The sequence below is a fragment of the Flavobacterium mesophilum genome (genome assembly GCF_039581405.1).
Taxonomy (GTDB): domain Bacteria; phylum Bacteroidota; class Bacteroidia; order Flavobacteriales; family Flavobacteriaceae; genus Flavobacterium.
The window spans coordinates 30225-44480 of the sequence record NZ_JBCPXZ010000002.1 but is presented as its reverse complement, the minus strand read 5'-3'; the positions used below and the strand labels follow the sequence as shown (position 1 = coordinate 44480).

Here is a 14256-nt window from a genome sequence, read left to right as displayed (position 1 = left end):
TTTAATCGACCAAACCGTTTTCGACAGCGTATTTTACAAGGCCTGCGGTATTTTTTGCATTCAATTTTGACAATAAATTTCGACGGTGCGTATTTACGGTATTCAAGCTGATAAAAGTTTTTTCAGCGATTTCTGCTGTATTGTATTCATGAGCAATCAAAACCAAAATCTCTTTTTCACGCGAACTTAGTTCGGTTAAAACGGAAACTTGCTTTTCAATTTTTAAGTGATTGGCCAAATGTTTTTCTGTTGTTTCTTCTGAAAAATAATTTTCGCCAGAAGCAATGGTTTGAATCGCTTTTAACAATTCTGATTTTTCAGCATTTTTCAATAAATAACCATTGACACCAATTCGGATCAATCTTGAAATAATTTTGACATTGCTGTGCGTGCTGACTACTAATATCTTTACTTCGGGAAAATCTTTTTTCAAAATTTTGCTCAACTCAATTCCGTCCATTTCTGGCATGCTGACATCGAGAATGACTAAATCAGGATTTTCAGTTTTTATTTTTTCCAAAGCTTCAATTCCGTTTACAGCTTTCCCAACAATATTTATTTCAGATTCTTGCTCCAATAAAGAAACAATTCCCTGTAAAAACATCGTATGGTCATCGGCAATAAGCAGGTTGATTTTTTTCATTTTAAGTGGTATTTTGGTTGTAACAGCTTTTTAGTTGATCAGCTGATTTTTTATTTGAATTCCTTGAACTGGATTTTTCTTCACATTGGAATGATCCAAAATCGGAATTTCAATATTAGCAATTGTTCCTCTTTTCAATTTTGAATCCAAAGCAAAACTTCCATTTAGTTTTTCAATTCTCGCTTCTAAATTAATAAAACCAATGCCTTGAGAATACTTTTCGGTATTAAAACCAACACCATTATCCTCAAATAAAATATTTAAAGATTGCTCGATGAGGTTGAGCTGTAATTCAACATTTGAAGCTTTTGCATGTTTTATAGTATTAGTCAAAAGTTCCTGAACAATTTTGAAAGTTTCAATTTGAATTGTTTCGTCTAAAGCATTTATAGCCGATTTTGGATAAGTTGTAAATGCGATTTTGATTTTGCTTGCTTCACTGATATTCGTCAAATACGATTCTAAAACCTCACAAAATTTATGATTGCTGAATTTCTTCGGAATCAGATTATGCGCCAAATTGCGCACTTGTTGATACGTTTCATCAAGTTGCGCGCTGAGGTTTTTGATATTTTTTAAATTGGACTGATTCAAATTATTAAGTTGCAATTTTATTGCTGCAAGATTACCGCCAATGCTGTCATGAAGTTCCTGAGAAATTCGTTCACGCTCTTTGTCTTGACCGCTTATTGAAGCTTTTATGAGTTTCAATTCTTGCTCTTTCAAAATTCCGTTAATTCGTTGCGTGCTGATTTCGATTTGTTTGGCATTCAGCAAACGTTGGTTTTTTAAACGGTTTCGATATAGAAATGAAAGCGCTACGATCGGAATTAAAATAATCAGAAAAGCTAAAATTGTAAAAGCTCTGTTTTTCTTTTGTTGCGAAATTTCAAGCGATTTTAACTGCTGATCTTTTTTCAAGAGCGAAATTTCGTTACGTTTTTTATCAGCCGAATTCTGAAAAAATAAAATAGTGTTTTCATTGATTTTCTTAGTGATTTCTTCCCTAAGACTCATGTTTTTTATAGCTTCCGCCTGATTAGCCAAAGTTAGTTTTTTGGTTTGGTTTTCAAATTCAAGCTGTTTTATTGCTTTTTCTTTTTCAGAAGTATGGTATTTGACCTCCAGTTCATTAATCTCTTTGATTTTCTGAAGTTTATTAATAGAATCTTTTAACTGATTTGATTTTTCCAAATTATTGTAACCACTTTTATAATCGTCCTGTGCGATAGCAATTTTTCGGAGTTCTTCATAAAAATGAACTTGATCCTGTAATAATCCTAATTGAACTGCTTTCTGAATTCCTTCCGAAAAAATAAGTTTGGCCTCAGTGTATTTCTTCTGATCAATATAAATATCCGCAATATTTCCTCGACCAATTACGGCAAGCTGATTCAATTCGCTTTTATCAGCGATTGCGACAGCATCTTTGTACATTTTTAAGGCCTCATTTGGTTTGTTTTGCAATTGATAATTGGCTCCTAAACTCAGCAAAATAACTGCTCGACCTTGATTGTTATTGGTTTTTTCGCAAAGGATTTGGCCTTTTTTGTAATACGAGTTAGCATTGTCGTATTCTTTCAATTCTGAATAAATATCACCAATGTTGATGTAGCTTCCCAGAATGATTTCTTCGTCTTCTTTGTATTCCAAACACTTTTTAAACAATTCAAGGGCTTTTTTGTATTCGCCCAAATCGCTGTAGGTTTTTGCTAATCCGTGTGTGTGGGTGTAGTAAAGATTTTTCTCGTTGTATTTTTGAGAAACTTCAATACCTTTAATATGCCATTTTTTGCTTTCTTCGAGCAACCCACGCTTTTTATAATTGATTGCCATTAAATTGTAGCCCAAACTGAAAAGTCTGTTTTTAAGCGAATCATTAACAATTGTATTAAATTTTAAAGCTTGTCGGGTATAATAAAGTGAAGAATCGACAAGTGCTCTTTTGTTGAAATAATAAGCTAAAAGCAAGTTCGCAGATGCCATTGAACGATTGCTTGAAGGTGATTCTAATAAAGAATGTGCTTTGAGATAGGCTTTTTTTTCGTCGCCTTTATTGTATAAGGCATACAAATCTTTGATGACTTTTTCTTCTTGGCTTACAACGACATTTTTATGTACAAATGTTTTCTTTCTATTTTCAAGCTGAGCCAGCGCAGAAAAAGAAATGAACAAGAACATCCAGATATGAAGCCTTTTAAAAGAAACCACCATAATTTTAATTTGAACCCTAATAAAGAATAGAGCAAGGTTAAAGTCTTGTAAATTTGGGATTTATAAGAAAATGTAAAATTCTAATTAGCGATAAAAGTACTACAAAAGGATTAAAATGTCTTAATTTTAATTCAATTTTTTGGGTTAAATTGTGATATAAATTGCCGAATCAAAATAGCTACACTATCTGTTTTTTTGAAACTTCCAATTCGGCGATGATTAATCCTTTCATGGTGGTGTTTACATAATCTTTCGCTTCGGCATACGAAACCTCATATTTTCTTGGAATATCTTGAAAATGAATAGGGAAGATGTTTAGTATTTTGTCATAATACAAATCTAATTGCTTTTGGGTTGGCATTTCAAATTTTAATTTTATTTGAAATCTTCGCAATAAAGCAGTATCAATACTATTGTAAAAATTGGTGGCACAAATCAATAAACAATTTGTTGGAAAATAGTCGATTAACTGAATAATTGTATTGACAAGACGTTTCATTTCGGCAACATCTTTATCGTCGTTTTCACGGCTTTTGGCAATTTGGTCAAATTCATCTAAAAATAAAACTGCATTTTCACGAATTGCCTTATCAAATAATGCTTTGACATTTTTAGAAGTTTCGCCAATCTTAGCATTAATAATCGTGCTCAAATTGACGATAATAATTTCTTTATTTAGGGCTGTAGCAATTGCTTTTGCAGTTGTTGTTTTGCCACATCCAGAATGACCGTGAAGCAAAATCTTATTATCAACTTGCAGTTTGTATTTTTTTAATTCCTCTATATATAAATGTTCCTTAATGGTTTGCTCTAAAACGGCCTTGTTTTCGTCACTAAAAAACAAGTCTTGAATAGCAATCTTTTCGGTATCGTTTACAGTAAGTTCGTAGAGATTCATCTTCATTTTTATTTGGTGCAAAAATACAGTTTATTCTGCAATATTTTTGTTCCAAAATATGCACTTTAACACATAGAAACATAGTCACAATGCATCAAAAATGAATGGAAAAGTAAGTAAAAGAAACTAGTTTCAACACATAGTCAGACTATGTGCATTTTTAATTAGTGAAACGCCTTTTTTAATCTTTAAAAAACTATATACCTATGTGTTTAAAAAGCACATAACGAATTATTATGTTGCTATTTTTTTAGTTTCAATTTAAAAAAATCAATAGTTCTTGTCCATGATAAAGTTGCTGCAGCTTCGTCATATCTTGGCGTTGTATTGTTATGAAATCCATGATTGACTCCAGCATAAAAATAAGCTGTATTTTCGACTTTGTTTTTATTGAGAATTGCTTCAAATGCTGGCCATCCTTCGTTTACGCGTGTATCAAGACCTGCGTAATGCAATAATAATGGTGTTCTAACTTTTTCAGCTTCTTCGGCAGTTGGTTGTCCGCCATAATACGGGACTGCGGCTTTCAAATCTGGCAATTTTACCGCCATCATATTGGCAATCCATCCACCAAAACAAAATCCGACAACGCCTACATGACCATTACAATCTTTATGTGATTTTAAATATTCAAAAGCGGCAATGAAATCTTCCAGCATTTCTTCACGCGTACGTTTCTTTTGCAATTCTCGTCCTGCATCATCATTGCCCGGATAACCGCCTAATGGCGATAATGCATCTGGCGCAAGAGTTATGAAACCTTCAAGTGCAGCTCTTCGTGCAACATCTTCAATATAAGGATTAAGTCCGCGATTTTCATGAACGACAATAATGCCTGGCAGTTTCTTTTTGGTTTCTGCCGGTTGTGATAAAAGTCCTTTAATGCTGCCACCACCTTTTGGAGAATCGTAATTGATATAACCGGTTTTTAGCCTTGGATCAGTTGGTTGAACCAAGATGCTATCGACATAATTTGGTGTCATAAAGCTTAAAAGCGAAGGGAGTGTCAATGTTCCAACCGCAAAAATGGATAATTTCTCAATAAATACTCTACGGTCAATTTTATTGTGAGCATAATCATCGTATAAGTCAAATACTTCTTGGCTTATGTCTTCTTTGGTTAGTTTGGTCATAGCTTTTAATTTTAAAACTAATTTAAAGAATTAATTGATTACTTTTAAGTAGATTTTTAATTCTTAAAATAGAAAGCACATTTTCAGCGTTATAAAAGGTAATTCTATAATTTATGACTGAAATTATGTAAATGAAATCTGATTCTTATTTAAGAATTTTGGATAGCATTACCCAAAACTATTTTTTAATTTTAAATAATCAATAAGATGAAAAAGATAACCTGCTTGTTAGCACTTTTCTCAGTATTTTCTCTTTCTTTAAGCTGTAACAGTTGTTCCAATGATAAAGACAGTCCTGCAGATCCTGGCACAGTAACTGATCCTGTAGAAACAAATGCGCCAAACAGTGCTTATAAACCTGCATTTGAAGGCCAAACCCGAATTAACGGAATAAAAACCAACACAAGCTATCAAAGCGTTGTTATAACCAGTTCGCTTGCAAATCCGTGGGGTGTAAAAATGCTTCCAGACGGCCGACTTTTAATTACTGAAAAAGCGGGAAAAATGAGAATTGTTACAACTGCTGGTGTAGTTAGCAGTCCAATTACGGGACTTCCAGCTGTAAATCCTGCTGGTCAAGGCGGCTTACTAGGTTTGTGTCTTGATCCAGATTTTGCATCAAATAAAATGATTTATTGGGTTTATTCAGAAGCTACAACTGGCGGAAATAATACGGCTGTAGCCAAAGGAAAACTTGCAACAGATGAAAAAACTATTGAAGGAGCAACCGTAATTTATCGTGCAAAACCGGCAAATCCAAGTGATCTTCACTATGGAGGAAGAATTCTTTTTGATAAAACAGGAAATCTTGTTTTTAGTACAGGAGAACGTTCCGTTTTAGAAACGAGACCTTTAGCACAATCTGTCGCATCTGGTCTTGGAAAAATAATCAGAATAACAAAAGACGGACAACCAGCTTCAGGAAATCCTGTTTTTACTGGAACTGGTGCATTGCCAGAGCTATATAGTATTGGTCATAGAAACCCGCAAGGATTGGCAATTCATCCTGTAACAGGGGAAATCTGGGAAAGTGAATTTGGTCCTCGTGGCGGTGATGAAATAAACCGCTTGAAAGCAGGAGCTAATTTTGGTTGGCCAACCATTACATACGGAATAGAATACAGCGGTGAAAAAGTAGGAGCTGGAATTCAGCAGCAAAACGGTTTAGAGCAACCAGTTTATTATTGGGATCCTGTGGTGTCGCCAAGTGGTATGACTTTTTACACCGGAACTCGAGTTCCAGAATGGGAAAACAATCTTTTTATTGGCGCTCTAAGCGGCATGCATATTGTAAGACTTGCTTTTGAAAATAACAAGGTAGTAGGTGAGGAAAGGCTTTTGGCTTCCGAAAATCAACGATTCAGAGATATTACGCAAGGCAGTGACGGCGCGCTTTATGCCATAACCGATCAAGGCCGACTTTATAAAATTGATAAAAAATAAAAAATTAAAAGCTGTCAAATAGTAAGTGACAGCTTTTTTTATGTTTTAAAGTTTGGTTATTCGTCGCCAGAATTTTCAATTTCCGAAGGTGCTTTTTTTCGAATACTTGTATTCAAATAGAAAAACAATCTGATGGTGTGATTCATGTCATATTGATAGCCCGAATATTTTTGTTGATACACATTCATATAGCCAAAATCGTAACTCCATTTTGGGTTTATGGTTTTCTTTATCCCAATGAAAAAACGATTCTGGTCAAAGGTATTGAAAACGGCTTCTTTACCGAATTGGAGTAAAATTTCATCAGAAAGAACCATTGAAGGCCATGATTTTTTATCGGAAATTCTGAAAGTAAAACTCATTAAATAACGAACTCGATTAGTAAAACGCCAATCGCCACTTGGTCTGTCGTCAATCATTTTTTCTTGCCAGCGTTGTTCATTTCGCAAGCGTTGCAAAATGCTTAAATTTCCCATTTTTGTGTTTAATTGTGCCTGTTGATAAATCCTGTTTTCATCTGAAAATGTTTCCCAGTCTTCCCTCGAAGGTGCCAGCCACATGTGCGCATATCCCGCCGTCAATGAAACATTGGAATTTGGAATATAACTAAAACCGCCTCTTATAAAATAAAAACTAGGATCCTGCACAAAGTCATTTCTTCTAATATGAAAATCCCCAATTACTGCCCAGCGGTCTGAAAATTTAGTTACGGTATTGATGGAAACCCAAGTTTGAAGTTGTTGGTTGATTTCTTTCTCTTGAGCCGATTGCCCGAATGCTGTAATGGAAAACAAAAAAATAAGAATCCAAGTAAAATTGTTTTTCATATAAATTACGATCGAAATTAGTTAAGCAATAAATTTCTTTTGAATCGGTAAAAAGGGAATTATGAAACAATAATAGCATAAAGGTATTCTTTTTTTGTGAGAATTTGTAGGATGAGAAATAATTTATAATTGATTTATTAGTAATTGGTTGCGCGTATTTAGGATGGTGAAAGTTTGTGTTAAACATGCATTAATCAAAATATTTAATCATTTGATTAAAAAATATGATTAACCTATTCTAAAATAAATTACATTTGTACTCAAATTATTTAAAATGAATGTTTCAGTGTCTAATCAAAAAGATAAAACAGCAGAAGAAAAGATAAAAACAGCTGCCAAGATTGTTTTTTATAAAAAAGGTTTTACCGCAACTAGAACAAGAGATATTGCAGAAGAAGCAGGTTTGAATCTGGCACTTCTCAATTATTATTTTAGAAGCAAAGCAAAACTTTTTGAAATAATAATGGCCGAAACTTTTGAAGGTTTCGTTAGTAGTATGAAAGTGATTTTAAATGATGACAAAACTTCCTTGGAACAAAAAGTAGCCATAATTGCGGAACGTTACATTGATTTTGTTACTGCAGAGCCAGAAATCCCAACATTTATTCTAACTGAGATGCGAAATAATCCTGAAGGGCTTTTAAAAAGATTGCCAATCAGAGAAATTGTAAACGAATCGGTTTTTATAAAACAGTTTCAAGAAGCAGTGCAGCATAAAGAAGTTTTAGAGCCAAATCCGTTGCATTTTTTGATGAATATTTTCGGATTGGTCGTTTTTCCATTTATAGCAAAACCTATTATTATGGGAAGCAGAAATTTAGAAACCGCAGATTTTAATGCTTTGATGCAAGAGCGCAAAAAGAAAATCCCAATCTGGATAAAAACAATGTTTTCAGCTGTTTAATTGATTGTTGAAGTTAATTTATTTGTACACTATGAGGAAATTAGACGTACTTAAATATATAGGAATGCTGTCCTTTGTAAATATTGTTTCAGCTCAGACTTTGACCATCGATCAAAGTTATAAACTTGCAGTTGAAAATTACCCTTTAATTAAACAATATGAGCTGATTGAAAAAAGCAAAGAATATACATTGAGCAATGCCAATAAAGCCTATTTGCCTCAAGTTAGCGTTACAGCGATTGAAGGATATGTTTTTGGCGATTTTCCAAGTATGGGAAGTTCAGGAAGTGATAGCAAGTTTAAATTTATTGGACTAGGCCAAGTAAATCAGGTAATTTGGGATGGCGGTGCGACTAAAACGCAAAAAAAAATTATCGAAGCTTCTTCAAATGTCGATAAGGCTTCAGTCGAAGTTTCGCTTTATGATTTGCGTTCGAGAGTAAACCAGCTTTATTTTGGAGTATTGCTGATTGAAGAGCAAATGAAACAATTAGAAATCCAAAATACGATTCTCGCCAATAATATTGACAAGGTCAAAAAACTTCACGAAAACGGACTCGCTTATAAAACGGATGTTGATGAAATGAAAGCCGAGCAACTAATTCTCAGCCGACAAAAGAAAGATTTTGAATACACTAAAAATGGTTATCAAACCATGCTTTCGTATTTGATTGGCAAAAATATCAATCAGACAAAATTTGAAAAACCTATAAATGTGGCCGGTTTAGATACCATAATTAAACGCCCAGAACAATTACGCTTTACAAATCAGCGAAATTTGATCATCGCACAATCGGACATGCAAAAAGTAAGCTTAATGCCAAAAGTTGGTTTGCTTGGTGCCGGCGTTGTATTTGCACCGGGAATTAACTTTGGAGCAAATAAAATTTCAACCGTTGGTGTTGCTGGATTAAGCGTCAACTGGGATATAAAAGGGCTTTATAAAAATTCAAATGAAAAAGAATTGACCAAGCAACAATTGAAACAAATCGACCTTCAAGAAGAAACATTTTTGTTCAATACAAAATTCCAAATGAATCAAAAAACGACTGATATGGAAAGGCAAACTTCAATTTTGAAAGATGATGATGCCATTGTAAAACTGCGTCAAACCATTCGCGAAGGATATCAATTAAAATACGACACTGGCGCTGGCCCGTTAATCGATTTGCTAAATGCAACCGAAAAAGAAGGAAATGCAAGAGCGGAGAAGGCGTTGCATGAAATTCAACTGTTGATGACTGCTTACGAATACCAAACAATCAAAGGAAATTAATACCCTATATATTATGAAAAAGATAAAGCTTTTGAGTTTTTTGATCGCCACGATTTGCTTGTTTTCCTGCAATAAAAATGAAAATGATTTTGATGCATCGGGATCTTTTGAGGCGGTAGAAACTATTTTATCCGCGGAAGCGAATGGACAAATATTAAAATTTAACGTGGAAGAAGGGCAACAATTAGAAGCCGGGCAAAAAGTAGGTTTTATTGATAGCACGCAATTGTCTATCAGCAAAATGCAATTAAGACAAAATAAAAAAGCAATTTTAAGCGGAAGACCGCAAGAGCAAATTCAGACCGAAAGTCTAAAAAAACAACTTGCAAATGCACTTTTAGACCGCAACCGAACGGAAAAATTGGTAAAAGGTGGTGTGGCTTCGCAGAAACAATTGGATGATGCCAATGCAAAAGTAGCGACTTTGCAATCTCAAATTGCGGCACAGAAAAATTCTTTGGAAATCACAACTGAAAATTTGACGGAACAAGGAAATACAGTTGGTGTTCAATTAAAAGGAATTGACGATCAATTAAGCAAAAGCGTTATCGTAAATCCGATTAAAGGAACTGTTTTAGCAAAATACGCTGAACAATATGAAATGGCTGTAATAGGAAAACCGCTTTATAAAATTGCTAATCTTGAAACGCTTGACTTGAGAGCGTATATTACGGGAACGCAATTGCCACAGATTAAAATGGGACAGCAAGTGAAAGTGCGAATTGACGAAGGCGAGAAGAAGTATAAAGAATACCAAGGTACAATAAATTGGATTTCAGATAAATCAGAGTTTTCGCCAAAAACAATTCCGACGAAAGATGAAAGAGCAAATTTGGTTTACGCCATAAAAATTCGCGTGAAAAATGATGGCTTTTTGAAAATTGGAATGTACGGCGAAGTTCTCTGGTCAAAATAAAATAGTTTATGCCTTCAGTTACTTTAAATAATATTACTAAAAAGTACGGTGATTTTGTGGCCGTAGACAATGTATCTTTTGAGGTTCAAAAAGGAGAACTCTTTGGTTTGATCGGTCCCGACGGAGCAGGTAAAACATCGATTTTTAGAGTTTTGACCACATTATTAATAGCTGAAGAAGGCACAGCAATTGTTGAAGGCCATGATGTTGTAAAAGATTTTCAGGAAATACGAAATAAAGTGGGCTATATGCCAGGGAAATTCTCGTTGTATCAGGATTTGACCGTAAAGGAAAATCTCAATTTTTTTGCTACTATTTTTGGAACGACGATTGAGGAAAATTACGACTTGATAAAAGATATTTACGACCAGATAAAACCTTTCAACAATCGACGTGCAGGAAAACTTTCTGGAGGAATGAAACAAAAACTGGCTTTATGTTGCGCACTGATTCATAAGCCTGAAGTTTTATTTTTAGATGAACCAACAACAGGCGTAGACGTAGTTTCTAGAAGTGAATTTTGGGAAATGCTGGACAAACTGAAAAAACAGCAAATCACAATAGTTGTTTCAACGCCTTATATGGACGAAGCAAAATTATGTGATCGCATTGCTTTGATTCAGAATGGAAAAATAATGAAAGTAGATCAACCGCAAGAAATTATAAACAGTTTTCCAAAACCGCTTTTTGCCGCTAAAGCAAAAAACATTTACAAGCTTTTAAAAGATCTTCGAACGGATGCAGAAATTGAAAGTTGTGATGCTTTTGGAGAGTTTATTCATCTTACGCTGAAATCGGAAAGTGGCAATGAAGAAACTATAAAAGCAATTGCTGAAAAATACAATCCTGAGAATTTTGAAGTCAAAAAGATACAACCAACGATTGAGGACAGTTTTATACGTCTTATGAGGGAGCAAAACAATTCGGAAGAATTTAAAGGAGCATCAAATGGAAAATAAAGCGATTGTTTGTAAAGATTTAACCAAGCAGTTTGGTGATTTCAAAGCGGTGGATAAAATCAGTTTTGAGGTCAGCGAAGGCGAAATATTTGGCTTTTTAGGTGCAAACGGCGCGGGGAAAACTACCGCAATGCGCATTCTCTGCGGACTTTCATTTCCTACTTCTGGAGAAGCCACTGTTGCAGGATTTGATGTTTACAAACAACAGGAGAAAATCAAAAAGAATATTGGTTATATGAGTCAGAAGTTTTCTTTATACGACAATTTGACGATTCTCGAAAATATTGAATTCTATGGTGGTGTTTATGGTGTCTCTAGACCAGAAATAAAAGAAAGAAGCCAAGATTTGGTCAAAACTTTAGGTTTAGAAAAAGAAGCCAAAAAATTGGTTGGTGGACTGCCTTTGGGTTGGAAACAAAAGCTGGCATTTTCGGTAGCGGTTTTTCATCGCCCTAAAATTGTCTTTTTGGACGAACCTACTGGCGGCGTTGATCCTATAACAAGAAGACAATTTTGGGATATGATTTATGAAGCTTCTGCCAATGGAATTACGGTTTTTGTGACCACGCATTATATGGATGAAGCCGAATATTGCAACCGAATTAGCATTATGGTTGACGGCCGAGTAGAAGCCATAGATTCTCCAGCAGGATTAAAGAATAGGTTCAATACAACTTCTATGGATGAAGTTTTTTATGAATTAGCGCGTAACGCTAAAAGAGCAGCAGACTAATATGAAAAGATTATTGGCTTTTATTCGGAAAGAATTTTATCATGTTTTCAGAGACAAAAGAACTTTGTTGATTCTTTTCGGGCTTCCTGTTGCACAGATTTTGCTTTTTGGATTTGCCTTGAGTAGCGAAGTCAAAAATATCGGAATCGCAATTCAGGATAATTCTCATGATATTCATTCCGAAAAAATTACAAGAAAAATACATGCGAGCGATTACTTTCATGTTGAAAATCCGATTTTGGATTATAAAGATGTTGAGAATAGGTTTAAAGACGGAAGCATAAAATGTGCGGTCATTTTTCCGTTAAATTTCGGTTCAGAAATGCAGCGTCCTGGTGGCGCAAAAATTCAAGTAATTGCTGATGCTTCAGACCCAAATACTGCCACAATTGTAACTAATTATTTGGTGGCAATTGTTGGGGATTATCAACGCGAATTAAACCCAACGGCAAAATTAAATTACCAAATTGTTCCAGAATTAAGACATCTTTACAACGAACAGCAAAACGGTTCGCTCAATTTTATTCCAGGTGTTATAGCTTTGATTTTTATGATTGTAAGTACGGCACTGACTTCTGTTTCGGTGGTACGTGAAAAAGAACTTGGTACAATGGAAATTTTGCTGGTATCACCTTTCAAGCCCATAATGGTTTTGATTGCAAAAGCAATTCCGTATCTCGTGCTTTCACTAATTAATTTTATGCTGATTTTATTCTTGTCGGTATATATTCTTCATGTCGAAATTAAAGGAAGTTTTCTATTGCTTCTTGCTGAGAGTATTTTATTCATTATTACGTGTCTTTCCTTGGGTTTGCTGATTTCAAATGTTACCGATTCACAACAAACGGCAATGTTGATTTCGATGATGGGAATGATGATTCCGACTTTGTTGCTTACTGGTTTTATGTTTCCACTGGAAAGCATGCCTTGGATATTTCAAGTCGTTTCACACATTCTACCATCCCGATATTATTACACAATCGTAAAAGCAGTTATGCTTAAAGGTTTGGGGTTTGAATTTGTTTGGAAAGAGACTTTAATACTTGCTGGAATGGCGTTTTTTTTATTGACAATAGCTTTGAAAAAATTTAAAATTCGTTTATCATGAAAGTGCTCCGATTTATACTGCAGAAAGAATTTCGTCAGATATTCAGAGACAAAACAATCTTAGCGATGATGTTTCTCATGCCTACTGTACAGTTGATTATTTTACCGTTTGCAGCAAATTTTGAAGTAAAAAATGTAAACATTGCTTATGTCGATCACGATCATAGTTCCTATTCTCAAAAGCTGGCAAACAAAATTGGGTCATCTGGATATTTTCATATTGTAGGAACACCAGCTTCTTATTTAGAAGGATTAGAATTGATTGAAACTGAAGAGGCCGATTTGATTTTGGAAATTCCGTCTGGATTTGAGCGAAATTTGGTTAGAGAAGGAAGCCAGAAAGTAAATATAGCTACAGATGCTATAAACAGTACAAAATCAAATATCGGATACGCTTATTTAAATGTAGTCCTAGCCGATTTCAGCCAAAATCTTGATATTCGATACAAATTGCAAAATCAGCTGGCTTCAATTGCACCGTCATTGATTACTTTGACGAGTACAAATTGGTACAATCCAAGGGCTGAATACAAGTATTATATGGTTCCTGGAATTTTGGTTTTATTGCTCACTTTAATTGGTGGATTTATAACAGCGCTCAATATTGTAAAAGAAAAAGAAATCGGTACCATTGAGCAAATCAATGTAACGCCTATTCAAAAATGGCAATTTATTTTAGGAAAATTAATTCCGTTTTGGATTGTCGGAATGATTGTGTTTACAGTTGGACTTACGGTGATGTATTTGATTTATGGCATATTTCCCAAAGGAAGCCTTGTAGTGCTTTATCTTTTTGCGGCTGTTTATTTAATCGCTTTATTAGGATTAGGACTTTTGATTTCGACCTTCGCAGATACACAGTTGCAAGCCATGTTTATTGCCTTTTTCTTTATGATGATTTTCATGCTCATGAGTGGTTTTTTTACTAGCACCGATAGTATGCCAAATTGGGCGAGGACCATGTCAGAGTTTACTCCGGTTACACATTTTATTAAAGTGGTCCGTTTGATTGTTTTAAAAGGAAGCGGTTTAAAAGAGGTTGGACGCGAACTTTTGTATTTAGGTATTTTTGCCGTTGTTTTAAATGCATTAGCGATTTATAATTATAGAAAAACAAGTTAAAATAGTAAGGGATTAGTAGATAACGTTTGTTTTTAGTTAAAAAAAATCTTACTTGTTATCGAGAACAAGCAGAAAAAATAC

The 14256-nt window shown here is 34.4% G+C and carries 13 protein-coding genes; 8 read left to right on the top strand and 5 right to left on the bottom strand.

Annotation, left to right across the window (positions count from 1 at the left end; genetic code table 11):
- Position 1: 1 nt before the first annotated feature.
- The 4 genes from AAYQ19_RS04870 to AAYQ19_RS04855 all read right to left on the bottom strand — a co-directional run bounded on the left by AAYQ19_RS04870 (position 2) and on the right by AAYQ19_RS04855 (position 4888).
- On the bottom strand, positions 2–643 hold the full coding sequence (locus tag AAYQ19_RS04870; protein ID WP_343534478.1) for a response regulator: 642 nt from the start codon (positions 641–643) through the stop codon (positions 2–4).
- 30 nt (positions 644–673) lie between these two features.
- Complete coding sequence (locus tag AAYQ19_RS04865) at positions 674–2857, bottom strand: tetratricopeptide repeat-containing sensor histidine kinase (protein ID WP_343534476.1); 2184 nt, start codon at positions 2855–2857, stop codon at positions 674–676.
- Positions 2858–3035: 178 nt separating this feature from the next.
- Entirely contained in the window at positions 3036–3755 is a 720-nt protein-coding gene (locus AAYQ19_RS04860; protein ID WP_343535899.1) for an AAA family ATPase, read from the bottom strand.
- 242 nt (positions 3756–3997) lie between these two features.
- Entirely contained in the window at positions 3998–4888 is an 891-nt protein-coding gene (locus tag AAYQ19_RS04855; RefSeq protein WP_343534474.1) for a dienelactone hydrolase family protein, read from the bottom strand.
- Positions 4889–5095: 207 nt separating this feature from the next.
- Here AAYQ19_RS04855 and AAYQ19_RS04850 point away from each other — a divergent pair, with 207 nt between their 5' ends.
- Positions 5096–6331: a PQQ-dependent sugar dehydrogenase gene (locus AAYQ19_RS04850; protein WP_343534472.1), complete on the top strand. Its 1236-nt coding sequence runs from the start codon at positions 5096–5098 to the stop codon at positions 6329–6331.
- A 56-nt stretch (positions 6332–6387) separates the two neighbouring features.
- On the opposite strand, the gene AAYQ19_RS04845 is transcribed toward AAYQ19_RS04850, so the two are convergent.
- Positions 6388–7158 (bottom strand): DUF2490 domain-containing protein, encoded by a 771-nt coding sequence (locus AAYQ19_RS04845; RefSeq protein WP_343534470.1) that lies wholly within the window; start codon positions 7156–7158, stop codon positions 6388–6390.
- 274 nt (positions 7159–7432) lie between these two features.
- On the opposite strand from AAYQ19_RS04845, the gene AAYQ19_RS04840 reads away from it, so the two are divergent.
- The 7 genes from AAYQ19_RS04840 (at position 7433) to AAYQ19_RS04810 (ending at position 14175) form a co-directional block, all read left to right on the top strand.
- Positions 7433–8062 (top strand): TetR/AcrR family transcriptional regulator, encoded by a 630-nt coding sequence (locus AAYQ19_RS04840; protein ID WP_343534468.1) that lies wholly within the window; start codon positions 7433–7435, stop codon positions 8060–8062.
- A gap of 64 nt (positions 8063–8126) precedes the next feature.
- The gene (locus tag AAYQ19_RS04835; protein ID WP_343534466.1) at positions 8127–9338 is read left to right on the top strand and encodes a TolC family protein; all 1212 of its coding nucleotides are present in this window, start codon (positions 8127–8129) and stop codon (positions 9336–9338) included.
- A 13-nt stretch (positions 9339–9351) separates the two neighbouring features.
- The gene (locus AAYQ19_RS04830; protein ID WP_343534464.1) at positions 9352–10254 is read left to right on the top strand and encodes an HlyD family secretion protein; all 903 of its coding nucleotides are present in this window, start codon (positions 9352–9354) and stop codon (positions 10252–10254) included.
- Between the two features lie 8 nt (positions 10255–10262).
- Positions 10263–11213: an ABC transporter ATP-binding protein gene (locus AAYQ19_RS04825; RefSeq protein WP_343534462.1), complete on the top strand. Its 951-nt coding sequence runs from the start codon at positions 10263–10265 to the stop codon at positions 11211–11213.
- Positions 11203–11946 carry an ABC transporter ATP-binding protein gene (locus AAYQ19_RS04820; RefSeq protein WP_343534459.1) on the top strand — a complete coding sequence of 248 codons (744 nt, stop codon included), beginning with the start codon at positions 11203–11205 and terminating at the stop codon, positions 11944–11946. Before AAYQ19_RS04825 ends, AAYQ19_RS04820 begins: the two co-directional genes overlap by 11 nt.
- Before the next feature lies 1 nt (position 11947).
- Positions 11948–13054 (top strand): ABC transporter permease, encoded by a 1107-nt coding sequence (locus AAYQ19_RS04815; RefSeq protein WP_343534457.1) that lies wholly within the window; start codon positions 11948–11950, stop codon positions 13052–13054.
- Positions 13051–14175 carry an ABC transporter permease gene (locus AAYQ19_RS04810; RefSeq protein ID WP_343534455.1) on the top strand — a complete coding sequence of 375 codons (1125 nt, stop codon included), beginning with the start codon at positions 13051–13053 and terminating at the stop codon, positions 14173–14175. Before AAYQ19_RS04815 ends, AAYQ19_RS04810 begins: the two co-directional genes overlap by 4 nt.
- Positions 14176–14256 lie beyond the last annotated feature (81 nt).

Excerpts from the sequence above, each read along its gene's own strand:
- AAYQ19_RS04825 (WP_343534462.1), top strand. The coding sequence starts at position 10,263 with ATGCCTTCAGTTACTTTAAATAATATTACTAAAAAGTACGGTGATTTT.
- AAYQ19_RS04855 (WP_343534474.1), bottom strand. The coding sequence starts at position 4,888 with ATGACCAAACTAACCAAAGAAGACATAAGCCAAGAAGTATTTGACTTA.
- AAYQ19_RS04810 (WP_343534455.1), top strand. The coding sequence starts at position 13,051 with ATGAAAGTGCTCCGATTTATACTGCAGAAAGAATTTCGTCAGATATTC.
- AAYQ19_RS04865 (WP_343534476.1), bottom strand. The coding sequence starts at position 2,857 with ATGGTGGTTTCTTTTAAAAGGCTTCATATCTGGATGTTCTTGTTCATT.
- AAYQ19_RS04860 (WP_343535899.1), bottom strand. The coding sequence starts at position 3,755 with ATGAATCTCTACGAACTTACTGTAAACGATACCGAAAAGATTGCTATT.
- AAYQ19_RS04830 (WP_343534464.1), top strand. The coding sequence starts at position 9,352 with ATGAAAAAGATAAAGCTTTTGAGTTTTTTGATCGCCACGATTTGCTTG.
- AAYQ19_RS04820 (WP_343534459.1), top strand. The coding sequence starts at position 11,203 with ATGGAAAATAAAGCGATTGTTTGTAAAGATTTAACCAAGCAGTTTGGT.
- AAYQ19_RS04870 (WP_343534478.1), bottom strand. The coding sequence starts at position 643 with ATGAAAAAAATCAACCTGCTTATTGCCGATGACCATACGATGTTTTTA.
- AAYQ19_RS04815 (WP_343534457.1), top strand. The coding sequence starts at position 11,948 with ATGAAAAGATTATTGGCTTTTATTCGGAAAGAATTTTATCATGTTTTC.
- AAYQ19_RS04835 (WP_343534466.1), top strand. The coding sequence starts at position 8,127 with ATGCTGTCCTTTGTAAATATTGTTTCAGCTCAGACTTTGACCATCGAT.
- AAYQ19_RS04840 (WP_343534468.1), top strand. The coding sequence starts at position 7,433 with ATGAATGTTTCAGTGTCTAATCAAAAAGATAAAACAGCAGAAGAAAAG.
- AAYQ19_RS04845 (WP_343534470.1), bottom strand. The coding sequence starts at position 7,158 with ATGAAAAACAATTTTACTTGGATTCTTATTTTTTTGTTTTCCATTACA.
- AAYQ19_RS04850 (WP_343534472.1), top strand. The coding sequence starts at position 5,096 with ATGAAAAAGATAACCTGCTTGTTAGCACTTTTCTCAGTATTTTCTCTT.